Origin of the sequence: Bacillus nitratireducens (assembly GCF_001884135.1) — a bacterium.
GTDB lineage: Bacteria > Bacillota > Bacilli > Bacillales > Bacillaceae_G > Bacillus_A > Bacillus_A nitratireducens.
The window spans coordinates 1-14,967 of the sequence record NZ_MAOC01000031.1 but is presented as its reverse complement, the minus strand read 5'-3'; the positions used below and the strand labels follow the sequence as shown (position 1 = coordinate 14,967).

At 36.4% G+C, this 14,967-nt stretch carries 18 protein-coding genes; 10 read left to right on the top strand and 8 right to left on the bottom strand.

Annotated elements, in window-relative coordinates; all coding sequences use genetic code 11:
• Window positions 1–95 precede the first annotated feature (95 nt).
• A complete protein-coding gene (locus tag BAU23_RS12605) occupies window positions 96–563 on the top strand; it encodes a hypothetical protein (protein WP_000390113.1) in 468 nt (155 codons plus the stop codon).
• A gap of 177 nt (window positions 564–740) precedes the next feature.
• Here the strand turns inward: BAU23_RS12605 and BAU23_RS12600 are convergent, their stop codons facing one another.
• Entirely contained in the window at window positions 741–2,066 is a 1,326-nt protein-coding gene (locus BAU23_RS12600) for an ArsB/NhaD family transporter (RefSeq protein WP_000545206.1), read from the bottom strand.
• A gap of 290 nt (window positions 2,067–2,356) precedes the next feature.
• On the opposite strand from BAU23_RS12600, the gene kapD reads away from it, so the two are divergent.
• On the top strand, window positions 2,357–2,980 hold the full coding sequence (gene kapD / locus BAU23_RS12595) for a 3'-5' exonuclease KapD (protein WP_000344315.1): 624 nt from the start codon (window positions 2,357–2,359) through the stop codon (window positions 2,978–2,980).
• A gap of 41 nt (window positions 2,981–3,021) precedes the next feature.
• Here the strand turns inward: kapD and kapB are convergent, their stop codons facing one another.
• The gene (gene kapB / locus BAU23_RS12590) at window positions 3,022–3,405 is read right to left on the bottom strand and encodes a kinase-associated lipoprotein KapB (RefSeq protein ID WP_016130772.1); all 384 of its coding nucleotides are present in this window, start codon (window positions 3,403–3,405) and stop codon (window positions 3,022–3,024) included.
• Window positions 3,406–3,576: 171 nt separating this feature from the next.
• On the opposite strand from kapB, the gene BAU23_RS30195 reads away from it, so the two are divergent.
• Together BAU23_RS30195 and sodC are read left to right on the top strand one after the other, a co-directional pair.
• Window positions 3,577–3,753 (top strand): hypothetical protein, encoded by a 177-nt coding sequence (locus BAU23_RS30195; protein ID WP_000982767.1) that lies wholly within the window; start codon window positions 3,577–3,579, stop codon window positions 3,751–3,753.
• Between the two features lie 68 nt (window positions 3,754–3,821).
• Window positions 3,822–4,361: a superoxide dismutase [Cu-Zn] gene (gene sodC, locus BAU23_RS12580; RefSeq protein ID WP_000746500.1), complete on the top strand. Its 540-nt coding sequence runs from the start codon at window positions 3,822–3,824 to the stop codon at window positions 4,359–4,361.
• A 28-nt stretch (window positions 4,362–4,389) separates the two neighbouring features.
• Here the strand turns inward: sodC and BAU23_RS12575 are convergent, their stop codons facing one another.
• Window positions 4,390–5,541: a MalY/PatB family protein gene (locus BAU23_RS12575; RefSeq protein WP_001175867.1), complete on the bottom strand. Its 1,152-nt coding sequence runs from the start codon at window positions 5,539–5,541 to the stop codon at window positions 4,390–4,392.
• Between the two features lie 118 nt (window positions 5,542–5,659).
• Between BAU23_RS12575 and BAU23_RS12570 the strand changes: the two genes are divergently transcribed.
• Entirely contained in the window at window positions 5,660–5,911 is a 252-nt protein-coding gene (locus BAU23_RS12570) for a YugE family protein (protein ID WP_000537628.1), read from the top strand.
• A 65-nt stretch (window positions 5,912–5,976) separates the two neighbouring features.
• On the opposite strand, the gene BAU23_RS12565 is transcribed toward BAU23_RS12570, so the two are convergent.
• On the bottom strand, window positions 5,977–6,816 hold the full coding sequence (locus BAU23_RS12565) for an alpha/beta fold hydrolase (RefSeq protein WP_001015152.1): 840 nt from the start codon (window positions 6,814–6,816) through the stop codon (window positions 5,977–5,979).
• Between the two features lie 109 nt (window positions 6,817–6,925).
• Window positions 6,926–7,918 carry a 2-hydroxyacid dehydrogenase gene (locus BAU23_RS12560; protein WP_002077723.1) on the bottom strand — a complete coding sequence of 331 codons (993 nt, stop codon included), beginning with the start codon at window positions 7,916–7,918 and terminating at the stop codon, window positions 6,926–6,928.
• A gap of 118 nt (window positions 7,919–8,036) precedes the next feature.
• Here BAU23_RS12560 and BAU23_RS12555 point away from each other — a divergent pair, with 118 nt between their 5' ends.
• From BAU23_RS12555 to yugI, 3 genes are all read left to right on the top strand, one after another.
• Window positions 8,037–8,534, top strand: coding sequence for an Lrp/AsnC family transcriptional regulator (locus BAU23_RS12555; RefSeq protein ID WP_000255689.1), 498 nt, complete (start codon window positions 8,037–8,039; stop codon window positions 8,532–8,534).
• Complete coding sequence (locus BAU23_RS12550; RefSeq protein ID WP_016130770.1) at window positions 8,531–9,721, top strand: aminotransferase; 1,191 nt, start codon at window positions 8,531–8,533, stop codon at window positions 9,719–9,721. Before BAU23_RS12555 ends, BAU23_RS12550 begins: the two co-directional genes overlap by 4 nt.
• Before the next feature lie 253 nt (window positions 9,722–9,974).
• Entirely contained in the window at window positions 9,975–10,319 is a 345-nt protein-coding gene (yugI, locus tag BAU23_RS12545) for a S1 domain-containing post-transcriptional regulator GSP13 (RefSeq protein WP_000003767.1), read from the top strand.
• Between the two features lie 110 nt (window positions 10,320–10,429).
• Here the strand turns inward: yugI and BAU23_RS12540 are convergent, their stop codons facing one another.
• Window positions 10,430–10,663 carry a DUF378 domain-containing protein gene (locus BAU23_RS12540; RefSeq protein ID WP_000105788.1) on the bottom strand — a complete coding sequence of 78 codons (234 nt, stop codon included), beginning with the start codon at window positions 10,661–10,663 and terminating at the stop codon, window positions 10,430–10,432.
• A gap of 282 nt (window positions 10,664–10,945) precedes the next feature.
• Between BAU23_RS12540 and BAU23_RS12530 the strand changes: the two genes are divergently transcribed.
• Complete coding sequence (locus tag BAU23_RS12530) at window positions 10,946–12,298, top strand: glucose-6-phosphate isomerase (RefSeq protein ID WP_000103668.1); 1,353 nt, start codon at window positions 10,946–10,948, stop codon at window positions 12,296–12,298.
• A 108-nt stretch (window positions 12,299–12,406) separates the two neighbouring features.
• Window positions 12,407–12,820, top strand: a complete 414-nt coding sequence (locus BAU23_RS12525; protein WP_000612337.1) for a YugN-like family protein — start codon at window positions 12,407–12,409, stop codon at window positions 12,818–12,820.
• On the opposite strand, the gene BAU23_RS12520 is transcribed toward BAU23_RS12525, so the two are convergent.
• Both BAU23_RS12520 and BAU23_RS12515 read right to left on the bottom strand, forming a co-directional pair.
• Window positions 12,807–13,802, bottom strand: coding sequence for an ion channel (locus tag BAU23_RS12520; RefSeq protein WP_000842159.1), 996 nt, complete (start codon window positions 13,800–13,802; stop codon window positions 12,807–12,809). The genes BAU23_RS12525 and BAU23_RS12520 overlap by 14 nt on opposite strands.
• A 93-nt stretch (window positions 13,803–13,895) precedes the next feature.
• Window positions 13,896–14,576 (bottom strand): MgtC/SapB family protein, encoded by a 681-nt coding sequence (locus BAU23_RS12515; protein WP_000386680.1) that lies wholly within the window; start codon window positions 14,574–14,576, stop codon window positions 13,896–13,898.
• Window positions 14,577–14,967: the final 391 nt, after the last annotated feature.

Sequence of the window (14,967 nt, the reverse complement as noted above, 5' to 3'; positions counted from 1 at the left end):
TCTTTCTTATTTTATTATACAGAGAGTTTGGGTGAATTTTAAAACATAACTTGCAATGTAATGAAATATGTTGAGAGTAGAGAGGAGAGGATAAGATGGAAGATCAAAGCGTACTAGCAGGTTTCTTTGCTCTTAGTTTTGCGTTTATTGTTGTTATATTAATTTGGGCAATTATTTCGTATTTGTTAACGGCTTTTGCACTTTATACGATGGCGAAAAATGATGGGGCGACGGATGGTGTTCTTGCTTTTATTCCTTTTTTAAATAGTAAGACGTGGGGTGACTTGGCAAAAGACAAATTACCAGATTTCTTAAAAGAAGAAGCAGGGTGGAAAGTATTCGGCATATATGTCGCATGTTTCATTTTTAATTTCGTACCAATTATAAGTTTACTAGCAACAGCTGTATCGATTGTGTTGTCCATTTATCTCATCTACGCTATTTTAGACAGATACGGAACGAACTCTATATTATTTACAATTATTCATACAATCACGTTTTCGGTTTTCTTGCCGATTCATTTGTTCATTATTCGGAATGAGCCGGTGAGATATAACGAGTAGATATATGTAGGGAGCTGTTCCAAAGATGTTTTGGAATGGCTCTTTTTCGATAAATCGATATTTTGTGTAAAATCGTTGATATATTGTGATTTGTGATAGATATATTCGACAAATCATTAATATAATCCCATTTACCAAGAGAAAAAGGGCTGCCACATAGGACAGCCCCTTTTTCTACTACATAAGGTAGCGTAAATAAATGTAAATGTGAGAAATGATTAATGAAACGATCATAATTGGGAAGCCGACTTTAAGGAATTCCATGTAGCTGAATTTATGTCCTTCACGACTTGCGATTCCGGCTACGATTACGTTAGCAGAAGCCCCAATTAATGTTCCGTTTCCACCTAGGCAAGCACCTAATGCTAATGCCCACCATAGTACGTCGATTTGTGCGTCAGAAGGTGATAAACCTAGCCCAACTGCCATATCGTTAATAAGTGGGATCATTGTTGCAACGAATGGAATGTTATCGATTGTTGCAGAGGCGATACCAGATACCCATAGAATAAGGATAGATGCTTGAGAAATATCCCCGCCTGTTATTCCGATTACTTTTTGAGCTAACATTTTGATAAGACCGATATCGATAAGTCCTCCAACGAGTACGAATAGTCCCGCGAAGAAGAAGATTGTTACCCATTCTACGCTAGCGAATACTTCTTCAATTTCATGTTCTTTCACACCGATTAACATAAGGACAGTAGCACCAGTTAAGGCGATGATGGCTGCATCAATATGGAAAATAGAATGAGTCATGAAACCTACAATCGTAAGTCCAAGTACTGTTAAAGATTTTTTCATTAATACTGGATCTTTAATGTATTGTTTTTCATCTAAGCTCATTAATTTCTTAATTTGTACAGGGTCAGCAATTAATTGCTTACGGTACATGAAGTAAAGCATTGTTGCTGTTACTGCAATGATAATAATTACGATTGGTGCTAAGTTTAGTAAGAAAGCATTGAAATCTAAATGCTTATTTGCAGAACCAATCATAATATTTGGTGGATCACCAATTAATGTTGCTGTTCCTCCGATATTTGAAAAAATAATTTCAGAAAGTAAATATGGAACAGGATTTACTTGCAAGATGCGCGTAATAGATAAAGTAACTGGAACAACAAGAAGTACTGTTGTAACGTTATCTAAAAATGCGGAGCCAAGCGCGGTAAGTAAGGAAAGTGAAATTAAAATTTTAATTGGATTTCCTTGAGCTCCTTTTGCGGCTTTAATGGCAACGTATTGGAAGACACCTGACTTACTTGTAATGTTTACCAGTATCATCATACCGATGAGTAACGTAATAGTTCCCCATTCAATATGTTTCGTAAAGGCATTGTGTAAGTCAACGACCCCTGCAATCACCATGAATGCTGCACCAAGAAGTGCGATGACAGCACGGTTAATTTTTTCAGAAATAATAATGGCATATGTAATTAAAAAGACTGCGATAGCGAAATAATACTGCCAGTTTGCGAGCTCTTGCGTTGTTTCGTGCAAAACTCTCATCTCCTTTCATTCACTTTTCTTAGTGTGTCAAAAAATTAACTAGATGAAACACATATAACGTCATTATAAAGTAGAAAAATGGCGGATGTAAATGAAAGGGTTTATTTTGTCATATTTTCTGCATAGGTCATTTTTTCTTATTTTTAAAAATATTTGTGGGCATTTGACATATATATAAGATACATCCAATCTGAATATTTCAAATGGAATCAGCATTCGAGCTTGTTCGTGTAGGAGTGTCAAATAGAAAGGAATGACAAAGATGATAAGGAAGGGATCGTATGGATGAACAACAATTTTTATTTTTAGACTTTGAGTTTACGATGCCCCAGCATAGAAAAAAGCCAAAAGGTTTTTTCCCAGAAATTATCGAGGTAGGACTCGTTTCAGTTGTTGGTTGTAAGGTGGAAGATACGTATGCAGCACATGTCAGGCCAAAAACATTTCCGTCCTTAACGGATCGATGTAAAAAATTTTTAGGAATTAAACAGGAAGTAGTGGATAAAGGAATTTCTTTTCATGAACTTGTTGAGAAACTTGCAGAATATGAAAAGAGGTGTAAACCGACAATTGTAACGTGGGGAAATATGGATATGAAAGTCTTAAAGCATAACTGCGAAATGGCGGGCTTAGAATTTCCATTCTTTGGACAGTGTCGTGATTTATCGCTTGAGTATAAGAAGTTTTTTGGAGAGAGAAATCAAACAGGACTATGGAAAGCAATTGAGGCGTATGGAAAAGCAGGAACAGGAAAGCATCATTGTGCGCTTGATGATGCGATGACGACATATAATATTTTTAAGTTAGTAGAAAAAGATAAAGAGTATTTAGTCAAACCAGCACCTCCGACATTAGGGGAACTTGTTGATTTTTCGAAAGTGTTAAAGAACGTGAGTACACAGTAACGACCAAATTGCACAGTATGTAATTTGGTCGTTTTGTTTTTTTAAAGTTTGTAGTCTTTTTTTAACTGCTGAAGTGTTTCTAGACTACGCCCCGCAAAAGGTGAATCATCTTCAGAAAATGAATTCATTTGCGTTTCTAATGCTAATTTTAGTGACTCTGTATAATCTGGAATTTCCCCTTCATATTTCTTCACCATTTGCTCTGGAATGTTCGTCTGTTCACGAAAAGCTAAAGCGCGTCTTTCATGGAAAAATGGTACGTCAGCTTGTTTTACATTATGTAAATCCCCTTGCACCGGATGTTTTAAAACAGCTAATACTTTTACGACGTAACTGCCAGGACGGCTATTTGTAATTTCGCCTATGTATTTTCCTGTTTTATAAATACCCGTAACGATTTCACCAATTTCAAATGTTTCTCTCATATTTTTCACCTCAAGTTTATAGTAAGGAAAGTATAAGAAGGAGTCAAAGAAATCAGTTGATTTTTGAATATCCTTGAGAATATGACAGGCTTCAACTATAATTTAAAATGATATGACAGAAAATTCTGATGTTGATTCTTTTCATAAATTCCCTAATAAGGAGTGTTGTATATGATGCCTTTATATTTTCCTGAAGATAAAACGGAGTATATTATTCCAGGTATTGTTTGCGTTCTATTTATCGTCGGTGCGGTTGCTACGTGGCGTATGTTTATTCGTATATCAAAACGAGAAGCAGAGCGATTGCAGAAAGTAGAAGAAAAGCTTTTAGCTGAAAAGAAACAGTAATTCATTTTTGTATGTTTCCCTCTATGCTCGGACAATCTAAGGGCAGAAAGTATTTTGGAGGGAATAGAATGAAAAAACGGCTTTTTTTCAGTTGTTGTTTATTATTTCTAATGGCGGGTTGTGACCAAGGGAAGCCGAAAGAAATTGATGTGAAATTACATAATGCTTCAGGTGATGAAGTTGGGACTGCAAAAGTAGCTCAGCAAACAAGTGGAGTGAAAATTACGATCAAAGCGGAAGGGTTTACACCAGGGCCGCACGGGCTACATGTACACGAAATCGGAGAGTGTAAAGCGCCTAGTTTCGAATCATCTGGGAATCATTTTAATCCAGATAATAAAAAACATGGGCTCCTCAACCCAAAAGGTGCGGAAAATGGTGATTTACCGAATGTAGTGGCGGATGGTTCTGGAAAGATTAAAGCAGAAATCGATGCGCCGCATATAACGCTTGAAGAAGGAAAAACGACGATTCATAGGAAAGATGGCGCGTCTATTATTATTACAGAAAACGCTGATGATGGCATGACACAACCAGTAGGAAAATCTGGTGACCGAATTGCTTGTGGGGTTATTGTTAAAAAAGCGTCGGATATGAAGAAAAAGTAGAAGCTACCGTGAAAGGTAGCTTTTGTTGTTATGAGAATGTATGGTGTAGTCTGTTTAAAATTTCTTCTAAAACAGATCGTGGGCAGCCTATGTTAATTCGGATATGGGTTTCCCCGCCTGTCCCGTATTTCTCACCAGGTTCAACGATGATTTTACCTTTCTCTTCAAGTAATGCTGTTCGTTCATCTTGAGAAAGGTTCAAGCGGGAACAATCAATCCACAGTAAAAAACTACCTTCTGGTTTAATTACAGAAAGAGCTGGTATGTGATTTTGAATATACTCACAAGCAAATTGAGCATTATCTTCAACGTACAATCGAATTTCATTTAGCCAATCATTACATTCTGTATACGCGCTTTGCATTGCTGTATAAGCAAATGTATTTAATCCGTGAAATCCTTGTCTATGTTGGATAGACATAAAGGCATTACGGAGATTTTCATTCGGAATAATAATGATTGATGCTTGTAATCCAGCGATATTAAATGTTTTGCTCGGAGCCATACAAGTAATAGTGCATGCTGCTAATTCTTCAGATAAAGAAGCAAACGGTGTATGAGTATGGCCTTTATAAATAATATCGGCGTGAATTTCATCGGCGACAACGGTTACATTATATTGCGTACATAAAGAACCGAGCTTTGTTAGTTCATTTTTCGTCCAAACACGTCCAATAGGATTGTGAGGGCTACAAAGAAGCATTAGTTTTACACCTTGTTTAAATTGAGTTTCTAGATGCTCGAAGTCTATCTTATATGTGCCATTTTGTTTAAACAAGGGACTCTCACATAATTGTCTATTATTTGTTTTGACCATTTCAAAAAATGGTGGGTAAATAGGAGGTTGTATAAGTACAGATTCTCCTTCTTGCGTTAATGCTTGTATGCTCGTACTAAGAGCTGGAACGATGCCTGCACTAAATACAATCCACTCTTTTTTTATATCCCAATCGTATTGGCTTTTTGTCCAATCGCAAATAATATCCCCAATATTTTCTGGAGGAATTGTATAGCCGAAAATAGGATGTTCTATACGCTGTTGTAATGCAGTTTGAATTGGTTTTGGTACTTCAAAATCCATATCTGCAATCCAGGCATGGAGAAGTTCTTCGTTTTTATATGTATCCCATTTTGTACTGTGTGTACCACGCCGATTTACCGTTTTATGAAATAGTTGCATATGTTTGCCCCCTTCTTCTGTAAAACCGTTAAAGTTATGAAAGTTCTCTCTCTTCTTATAGAATAGCTGATGTGATAGGATAAAGAAAAGTATTAAAAAGTGAAAAGGCGGGAAGCGAATGGGTACATATGAAAAGATGATAGAGTTTGTGAAGAATTGGGATCCGTTTCAAATGGGGCCGGAGTTTTATGAAACAGAAGCGAGCGATGTTGTGAACGTCGTAAGTGTGTTTGACGATCCAAAATACATCGCCAAAAAGATTCAACATATATACTTTATGTCTTTTGAGGAAGTACCAGCGCTTGAAAAATGTGAGAAGTTAGCTGTGGAATTACTTGTAATAAAAGAAGGCGGAAGTTGTTCATTGTAGGCTGTCGGAATTTACGACAGCCTTTTTGTTTATTTTAGTTCGTTCGGATTGATTAAAGTTGCGCTTCACAGTGCGGAAAACGTCATGATTTCTTCATAAACATGCTCGGGCTTTTCTTCTGGTAGTAAGTGCCCTGTATTTTCGTAAGAGATAAATGTTGAATTAGGTAAATCTTTATGGAGACGGTGTCCTACATGTACAGGGACGACGCGATCTTTTTCACCCCAAATGAGTAATACTGGTGTTTCGATTTTTTGTAATTCAGTTGAAGATAGGTCACCTTCACGGTCCCTTATCATTCGAGTTAGGGCAGGGAATATACGATCATCATAAAAAGGGGCGGAGTAACCTTCTTTCATTTCATCGTCAATTAATGAGTGATCATGAACGACATTCATTAAGTTGTGAACGATACCGCGCCGTATAATCCAGTTCTTTACGTATAAATGAAAGAACGGTAAATAAGAAGAATACATTAAAGGTAAGTTTGCGCGTGCTAAATAGCTAGAGCTACATAGTAAAATCGTCTTTGAGATTAGTTCAGGACGTATACGGTTTACATAGAGAGAAATTTGCCCACCCATAGAATGACCAACTAATACAATATTTGAGAGAGATAAATGTTCAATTAAATCGATAATAATCGTTGCTAAATTGTGATAAGAATACTTAAAGAGATGAGATTTATCACTTTTTCCGAATGGTGGTAAATCAAGGGCGATTACTGTGCCTTCCTTTGTTAGTAAAGGAATGAGTCGTCGATAGCTAAATGAGGAAGATAGGAAGCCGTGAACGAGTACGAAAGTAGGTCGCTCTTTTTTATTATTATGTTCATACAATTCGTAATGAATAGTAGTGCCGCGAGTGGAAAAAGTGAAGTAAGGGCATTTGCATTCATGGTTCATTTTTTGTCACTCCATTGATTTTTGTTCATATCATCTCCAGGTAAGAAAAAAATATGTTAACAAAAAAAGGCAAGATGACGATGTCATCTTGCCTTTCGTTTATTCATTATTACCCGCGCACAATATTAGGTGGTGTTTTTCCTTGTAATCCTGCAACTAAATTTTCAGCGGCTGTCATAGCCATTTGCTGTCTAGTTTTTAATGTTGCAGATCCAATGTGCGGTAAAGTCACAACATTTTGTAATGATAAGAGCGGATTATCTTTTTGAATAGGCTCTTGTGTAAATGTGTCGATGCCAGCTGCAAAGATTTTCTTTTCTGTTAATGCATGAATTAATGCAGTTTCATCTACTGTTTTCCCGCGAGAAGCATTAATGAAAATTGCTGTTTCTTTCATCAATGAAAATTCCTTTTCACCAATAAGGTGATACGTTTCATCTGTTAATGGAGTAAGAAGAATAATAAAATCAGATTGTTTGATTAGAGTTTGTAAATCACAATATGTAGCATCAAATTTTTGTTCAGCTTCTTCTTTACGGCGACGGTTATAATAAAGAACGTTCATATCAAATCCGAATTTCGCTCGTTTTGCAACGGCTTCACCAATTCGGCCCATACCGATAATACCGATTGTACTATGGTGTACATCCAGTCCGAAGTGCTCTTTTCTAATTTCGGCATTCCATTCACCATTTTTCACGTAGGAGTCGAGTTCGCAAACACGGCGACTAGCAGATAGCATAAGGGCGAAAACGAGGTCAGCTACTGTATCATCTAGTACATACGGTGTATTCGTTCCGATGACATTTCGCTTTTCCATCGCTGTTAAATCAAAATTATCGTAACCGACAGAAATGTTACTCACTACTTTTAAGTTAGGAGCTACATCTAACAATTCTTCATTAATAGCAGATCCGAAATTTAATAACCCATCTTTATCTTGTATTTTCTCCAATAGAACATCACGAGGTACTTTCTCGTTTTGATCCCATTTTTCAAAATCACAGTGTTCTGATAAATAGTTTTCTACACATGTTGGAACTGGTGCGGCAATATATACTTTTGGTTTCACGGTTCCATCCCCTTTCGCTTTATCACACATTTTCCCGCTGATTCAAGTTTCACTTCATTTTGACATAATTCTCTAAAAAAATCTTCTTTTCAAACTGGAAAGGGTATTTGTATAATTTAGACACAAACGAAAAGGAAGGATGATTTATATGGTGACAGAAAAAGAATTAGAATTATTAGCTTGTCTTGAAAAAAGTAGTCGATTATCTGTAGATACATTAGCGAAGCTGTTAAATATAGAAGTAGAAGAAGTGAAGAAGATTGTTGCGAAATTAGAAAGTGAAAAGATTATTGTGGACTATGTAACACATATCGATTGGACAAAAGTGAAAGAACATACTGGTTTAACAGCGATGATTGATGTGAAAGTTACGCCAAAGCACGGTGTGGGGTTTGATGCGGTTGCTGAACAAATTTATCGTTATTCAGAAGTGAAATCCGTGTATTTAATGTCAGGGACATATGATCTTTCTATTACATTAGAAGGGAAGACAATGGGAGAAGTAGCGATGTTTGTTTCTGAGAAATTAGCAACGATTGAATCTGTCGTTTCTACGACAACACATTTCATTTTGAAGAAGTATAAACATGAGGGCATTATTTATGAAAAAAACGATGATGATAAGCGAATTGTGGTGACACCATGAAGCAATTTGAACTATCTAGAGCGGCAGAATCTTTACAACCATCTGGTATTCGAAAGTTTTTCGATTTAGCAGCAAATATGAAAGGTGTTATTTCCCTTGGGGTAGGAGAGCCAGACTTTGTTACACCTTGGAATGTAAGGCAAGCATGTATTCGTTCTTTAGAACAAGGATATACGTCATATACAGCAAATGCAGGATTATTGGAGCTCCGTCAAGAAATAGCAAAGTATCTAAAAAAACAATTTGCAGTATCTTATGATCCAAACGATGAAATCATTGTTACGGTTGGAGCAAGCCAGGCGTTAGATGTAGCGATGCGCGCCATTATAAATCCTGATGATGAAGTGATCATTATTGAACCGAGCTTCGTTTCTTATGCACCGCTTGTATCATTAGCTGGAGGAGTTCCAGTTCCTGTAGCGACTACTTTAGAAAACGAGTTTAAAGCACAACCAGAACAAATTGAAGCCGCTATTACAGCGAAAACAAAGGCAATATTACTTTGCTCCCCCAATAATCCAACAGGTGCAATGTTAAACAAATCTGAATTAGAAAAGCTAGCAGTTATTGTTGAGAAGTATAATTTAATCGTGTTATCTGATGAAATTTATGCAGAGCTTGTATATGACGAAGTGTATACAAGTTTCGCGAGCATTCAAAACATGCGTGAACATACGATTTTAATTTCAGGATTTTCAAAAGGATTTGCGATGACAGGATGGCGTCTTGGGATGATTGCAGCCCCTGTTCAATTTTCAGAATTAATGCTCAAAATCCATCAATATTCAATGATGTGTGCACCAACGATGTCTCAATTTGCAGCACTTGAAGCATTACGCGGGGGAAATGATGAAGTAATTCGAATGAGAGATAGCTATAAGAAACGCCGCAACTTTATGGCGGCATCTTTTAATGAAATGGGCTTAACATGTCATGTACCAGGCGGGGCATTTTATGTTTTCCCTTCTATAGCTTCAACCGGACTATCTTCAGCAGAATTTGCAGAACAATTATTATTAGAAGAACAAGTGGCTGTTGTTCCTGGAAGTGTGTTTGGTGAGAGTGGTGAAGGATTCATTCGTTGTTCATATGCAACATCGCTTGAGCAACTTATGGAAGCGATGAAGAGAATGGAACGGTTCATAGAGAATAAAAAAAGGACAAAACATAATACGTTTTGTCCATAAAAGGGGGGGAATACTAGAAAGCCATGTGTTAGTATTCTATCCCAATATTGGAGAATTATACGTATTGCAGGAAATTTTTTCGTGAATTTTGAATGAGTTCTATCATAGTGGTATAATTTACTAATATAAGGTGTGAGTATCCTCGGTATTTTACTTAAGGTACTTATTCACCAATCGGATATTTAATAATAAGTACATCTGTTTTGCAATCTACATTTGTAGAGAAAATGGTAAACGTATGGGAGTGTTTCATATGTCAGAACAATATACAACAGGAGTGGTTGTAACAGGGAAAGTGACTGGAATTCAAGATTACGGTGCATTTGTAGCGTTAGATGCAGAAACACAAGGACTTGTGCATATATCTGAAATTACAAATGGATATGTAAAGGATATTCATGACTTTTTGAAAGTCGGCGATACAGTAGAAGTAAAAGTACTTTCAATTGATGAAGAGCACAGAAAAATGAGTTTATCGTTAAAAGCGGCGAAAAGAAAACAAGGAAGGATTCTTATACCGAATCCATCTAAGGACGGGTTTAATACGTTGCGAGAAAAGCTGACAGAATGGATTGAAGAGTCCGAGTTAACAAAGTAAAAGAGGAGCGCATATGAGCGTTCCTCTTTTACTTTATCTTATGATATATATTTGCAAATATGATTGCATGCAATCATATTCGTATGTCGGAGGTGAAGAGGACATACTGGTTATCGAATTTCGTTTGTTTCTGGGTGTGTACCAAGATTTTCAGATGGTTTAAAGAGTAAACCAAGATTGATAAGCCCAGATATACCAACGATGCCGTAAATAATACGTGCGAGAGCTGAGTTTTGTCCGCCGAAAATGGCTGCTACTAAGTCAAACTGGAAGAACCCGATTAGTCCCCAGTTTACAGCGCCAATTACAGTAAAGACTAATGCGATACGTTGCAATGTACTCATGAAAAAGCCCCCCTTAATTGTGAAGCATGAGAAGCGGTGAGTTAATAAGAAAATTTAACTCCTTTATAGAATGGTGTAGTTTGGGTGTTTTTATACATAAAAAATGTACAAAAAAGGATGTATATACATCTATACCGAAAAATGCGAATTTTTATGCAAAAAATGAACTTTTTCTAAAAAATAAATAATGGTTACGTTTACAATTGTTGAATCGCTTGATTTACAACTTTAGTTTCGCTAAAGTGAATACAGAAATACATATACATAATTGGAGGGAAAAAGATGAGTACACATGTAACGTTCGACTATTCTAAAGCGTTATCCTTCATCGGTGAAAATGAACTAACTTATTTACGTGATGCAGTAAAAGTAACACACCATGCAATCCACGAAAAAACTGGAGCTGGGAACGATTTCCTTGGGTGGGTAGAGCTTCCGCTTCAATATGACAAAGAAGAATTTGCCCGCATTCAAAAATGCGCAGAAAAAATTAAAAATGACTCTGACATTTTACTTGTTGTAGGTATCGGTGGTTCTTACCTAGGAGCACGTGCAGCAATTGAAATGTTAAACCATTCTTTCTACAACACGCTTTCTAAAGAACAACGTAAAACTCCACAAGTGCTATTTGTTGGACAAAACATTAGCTCCACTTACATGAAAGATTTAATGGACGTACTAGAAGGTAAAGACTTCTCTATTAACGTTATTTCCAAATCAGGTACAACAACAGAGCCTGCAATCGCATTCCGTATTTTCCGTAAATTATTAGAAGAGAAGTATGGAAAAGAAGAAGCTCGCAAACGTATTTATGCAACTACAGATAAAGCGCGTGGTGCCTTAAAAACATTAGCTGATAACGAAGGTTACGAAACATTCGTAATTCCAGATGATGTTGGCGGCCGTTTCTCTGTATTAACGCCAGTTGGTTTATTACCAATCGCGGCAAGTGGCTTAAATATTGAAGAGATGATGAAAGGTGCAGCTGCTGGTCATGATGACTTCGCGACATCAGAACTGGAAGAAAACCCAGCTTACCAATATGCAGTAGTTCGTAATGCCCTATATAATAAAGGGAAAACAATTGAAATGCTTGTTAACTATGAGCCAGCACTTCACTACTTCTCTGAGTGGTGGAAACAGTTATTTGGTGAAAGTGAAGGAAAAGATCAAAAAGGTATTTTCCCATCTTCAGCAAACTTCTCAACTGACTTACACTCATTAGGTCAATACATTCAAGAAGGTCGCCGTGATCTATTCGAAACAGTTCTTAAAGTAGGTAAATCTACACACGAACTAAAAATCGAATTAGATGACAACGATTTAGATGGATTAAACTATCTTGCTGGTGAAACGATAGACTTCGTAAACACAAAAGCATACGAAGGTACATTACTTGCACATAGCGATGGCGGAGTACCAAACTTAATCGTAAACATCCCTGAATTAAATGAGTACACATTCGGTTACCTTGTATACTTCTTCGAAAAAGCATGTGCGATGAGCGGCTATCTATTAGGCGTAAATCCATTTGACCAACCGGGAGTAGAAGCATACAAGAAAAACATGTTTGCTTTACTTGGTAAACCAGGATTTGAAGAATTAAAAGCAGAATTAGAAGAGCGTTTAAAATAATTAAAAGCGATCGGGTCTCCGATCGCTTTTTGTTATTTTACGGAAAGGTACATCGGTATATTCAAACTAGAATGGGTATGCTAAAGGAAAAGTCTAGGAGGGATGGGCTTGATTCCGATTCAATCAAATTTAGAAGGACGTACATATGCGTTATATAAGTTAGAAGAGATTATGAAACCACTTGGATATAGTATTGGCGGCAATTGGGATTATGATAAAGGATGCTTTGATTATAAAATTGACGAAGAAGAAGGGTATCAATTTTTGCGCGTACCATTTACAGCAGTGGATGGAGAACTAGATGTGCCTGGTGTAATAGTCCGTCTTGAAACACCGTATATTCTTTCGCACGTATATCAAGACGAACTAGATGATAATGTTAATGCTTTAACAGCTGGAACGAGTGGATTGGATCAATTTGCGGAGCCGCAAGATCCAGATGGAGATGTGAAAAGAAAGTATGTCAATATTGGTAAAGTATTGGTACAAGAACTAGAAAATCATTTTTTTAATGGTGAATAACAATGAGTATGTCGCTTTCGATGAGAATGGAAGAATGAACTGGATTGATCATATATTGCTCGTCGCGCTTTACACCTAGTAAGAGAATGTTTTGCTTTAAAAGAGTATAGCTACAATTCGCAAAGGATTGTCCGGTGCAGGACGGGGGAATTTCCATCAGTTGTAATTTGTTATCAGAGATTTCATCGTAAAGTGAGAATAGTACACCTGAAATAGAAGGGAATAAAAGAGAAGCAGTAAATACATAGCTCGTTAATTTATTTCCTTCTATAATTTCTGATACGCCAGCTCGCGTTGCATTTTGAATTTGATCAGAAGTAAGAAGTTCAGCGATGCAGTGAATGTTTGGATTAAGTCCTTTTGCAGTTAAAATATTCAAAATGGATTCTGTATCTGCTAAGCTTTCGTTCTTCTCTTTGTCCGCTGTTATTAATATAGTGTGAGCTGTTGTGATGTTAGCTTTTAATAAAGTTTGGTCGTGATGTGGACAACCTTTTATAAATTCTAAATGATGAAATGGCTTTGGAAGTAAAGAAAGTGTTTCATCAATTAAAACGATATCAAGGTTCGGTTGCAATATGTGCATTTGTTTTACAACATGTTTTGCTCGCTCATTCCAGCCGACGATAATCATATGACCATTAGAGGTAGCAGCGTCTTCTCCTTTAATTTTCATATATTGTTTATTAATCATGTCGGTGGCGAATAGAACCATATAATAAGAACAAAATCCAGTTCCTAATAGAATAATACCTATACCAATAAGTTTTCCTATCGTTGTATGGGGGGCAAAATCGCCGTATCCAACGGTGAAGATGGTGACGATTGACCACCAAACCCCGTCGAACCATGTGGTGAAGTGAGCTGGCTCGAGTGTATGTATAAGAAAGCCAGAAAAAGCAGTAAGTACAATAATAAAACAAATTAAACGAAAAATAATGGAATCACGAAATGTATCTACTAAATTCGCGCGGGATTTCAAATTCTTATTCCTCCTTACTTTGCAGGACTACATTCATTGTTACCATTATAGAAAAAAGAAAAACTCTCTAATTAAAAAGAGAGTTTTTTCATATTACATACTTTCTACTTCAGTTTGTTGAACACTTTCAAGGTGCTGAAGAGCATAATAAACATCAGCAGTATGTCTTTTTTGATCGATAGACAATTTCAAATGTAAATAGTGCGAACCATTTTCCAATGTTTTGAGCTTCATGTTCTTAACTTTTATATCCATTTCTTTTATTTCTTCAATTACGGTCGGGATATTGTCCATATTTCGTACAACAAGTTTCACTGCGATATCACGTTGACGAAATGATCTAGGACCGACGAATTTCATCGTTAATGGTATAAGTTCTACACTAATCATAAGGAAACACATCCCGAAAATCGCTTCGATATAGAATCCGGCTCCAACGGCAATACCAATACCGGAAGCACCCCAAATCATAGCAGCAGTCGTTAGCCCTGCAATACTATCATTTCCTCTTCTTAAAATAACACCAGCACCTAAAAAACCGATTCCTGATACGATTTGTGCAGCAAGTCGAAGTGGATCCATATTCATATGATCGGTATGCGGTAAGTTGTAAGCGGCTTTAATAGAAACAATCGTCAGGAGGCAACTAATTATAGAAATAACTAAACACGTTTTTAAACCAAGTGGTTTACGTTTTAATTCGCGCTCTAAACCGATGGCGAATCCTAAAATAGCTGAAAGACCTAGTTTGATTAATAAATCGGTGTAGTCCATATATATTCCTCCTTGTATGATATGGTATATGAATAAAACATTTATATAGAAAGAAATGTTTTTGGGTAGAGTGACTTTATATAGAATATATGTAGGAATTACTTATACATGAAAGAGATATTTCGTTTAAGTATATGATATTAAAAAAGAAATGTAGTTACTTTAAAAAAAGTTTTCAAAAGGTGTTGCATTTCATTTTTCTGCATGATATATTAATAACCGTCGCTGATGCGGAAACGCAGAAAACGTCAAAAAAGAAATTGAAAAACTTAGTTGACATCGAAAAACGAAGATGTTAACATAAGGAAGTCGCAAATGAGCGGCCAAGTAGTTCTTTGAAAACTGAACGAAACAAACAACGTGAACGTCAATTTTTATTTTTAGATGCTAG

Coding starts and splice junctions, on each gene's coding strand:
- BAU23_RS12605 (WP_000390113.1), top strand. CDS start 96: ATGGAAGATCAAAGCGTACTAGCAGGTTTCTTTGCTCTTAGTTTTGCG.
- kapD (WP_000344315.1), top strand. CDS start 2,357: ATGGATGAACAACAATTTTTATTTTTAGACTTTGAGTTTACGATGCCC.
- kapB (WP_016130772.1), bottom strand. CDS start 3,405: ATGAGAGAAACATTTGAAATTGGTGAAATCGTTACGGGTATTTATAAA.
- BAU23_RS30195 (WP_000982767.1), top strand. CDS start 3,577: ATGATGCCTTTATATTTTCCTGAAGATAAAACGGAGTATATTATTCCA.
- sodC (WP_000746500.1), top strand. CDS start 3,822: ATGAAAAAACGGCTTTTTTTCAGTTGTTGTTTATTATTTCTAATGGCG.
- BAU23_RS12575 (WP_001175867.1), bottom strand. CDS start 5,541: ATGCAACTATTTCATAAAACGGTAAATCGGCGTGGTACACACAGTACA.
- BAU23_RS12570 (WP_000537628.1), top strand. CDS start 5,660: ATGGGTACATATGAAAAGATGATAGAGTTTGTGAAGAATTGGGATCCG.
- BAU23_RS12565 (WP_001015152.1), bottom strand. CDS start 6,816: ATGAACCATGAATGCAAATGCCCTTACTTCACTTTTTCCACTCGCGGC.
- BAU23_RS12560 (WP_002077723.1), bottom strand. CDS start 7,918: ATGTGTGATAAAGCGAAAGGGGATGGAACCGTGAAACCAAAAGTATAT.
- BAU23_RS12555 (WP_000255689.1), top strand. CDS start 8,037: ATGGTGACAGAAAAAGAATTAGAATTATTAGCTTGTCTTGAAAAAAGT.
- BAU23_RS12550 (WP_016130770.1), top strand. CDS start 8,531: ATGAAGCAATTTGAACTATCTAGAGCGGCAGAATCTTTACAACCATCT.
- yugI (WP_000003767.1), top strand. CDS start 9,975: ATGTCAGAACAATATACAACAGGAGTGGTTGTAACAGGGAAAGTGACT.
- BAU23_RS12540 (WP_000105788.1), bottom strand. CDS start 10,663: ATGAGTACATTGCAACGTATCGCATTAGTCTTTACTGTAATTGGCGCT.
- BAU23_RS12530 (WP_000103668.1), top strand. CDS start 10,946: ATGAGTACACATGTAACGTTCGACTATTCTAAAGCGTTATCCTTCATC.
- BAU23_RS12515 (WP_000386680.1), bottom strand. CDS start 14,576: ATGGACTACACCGATTTATTAATCAAACTAGGTCTTTCAGCTATTTTA.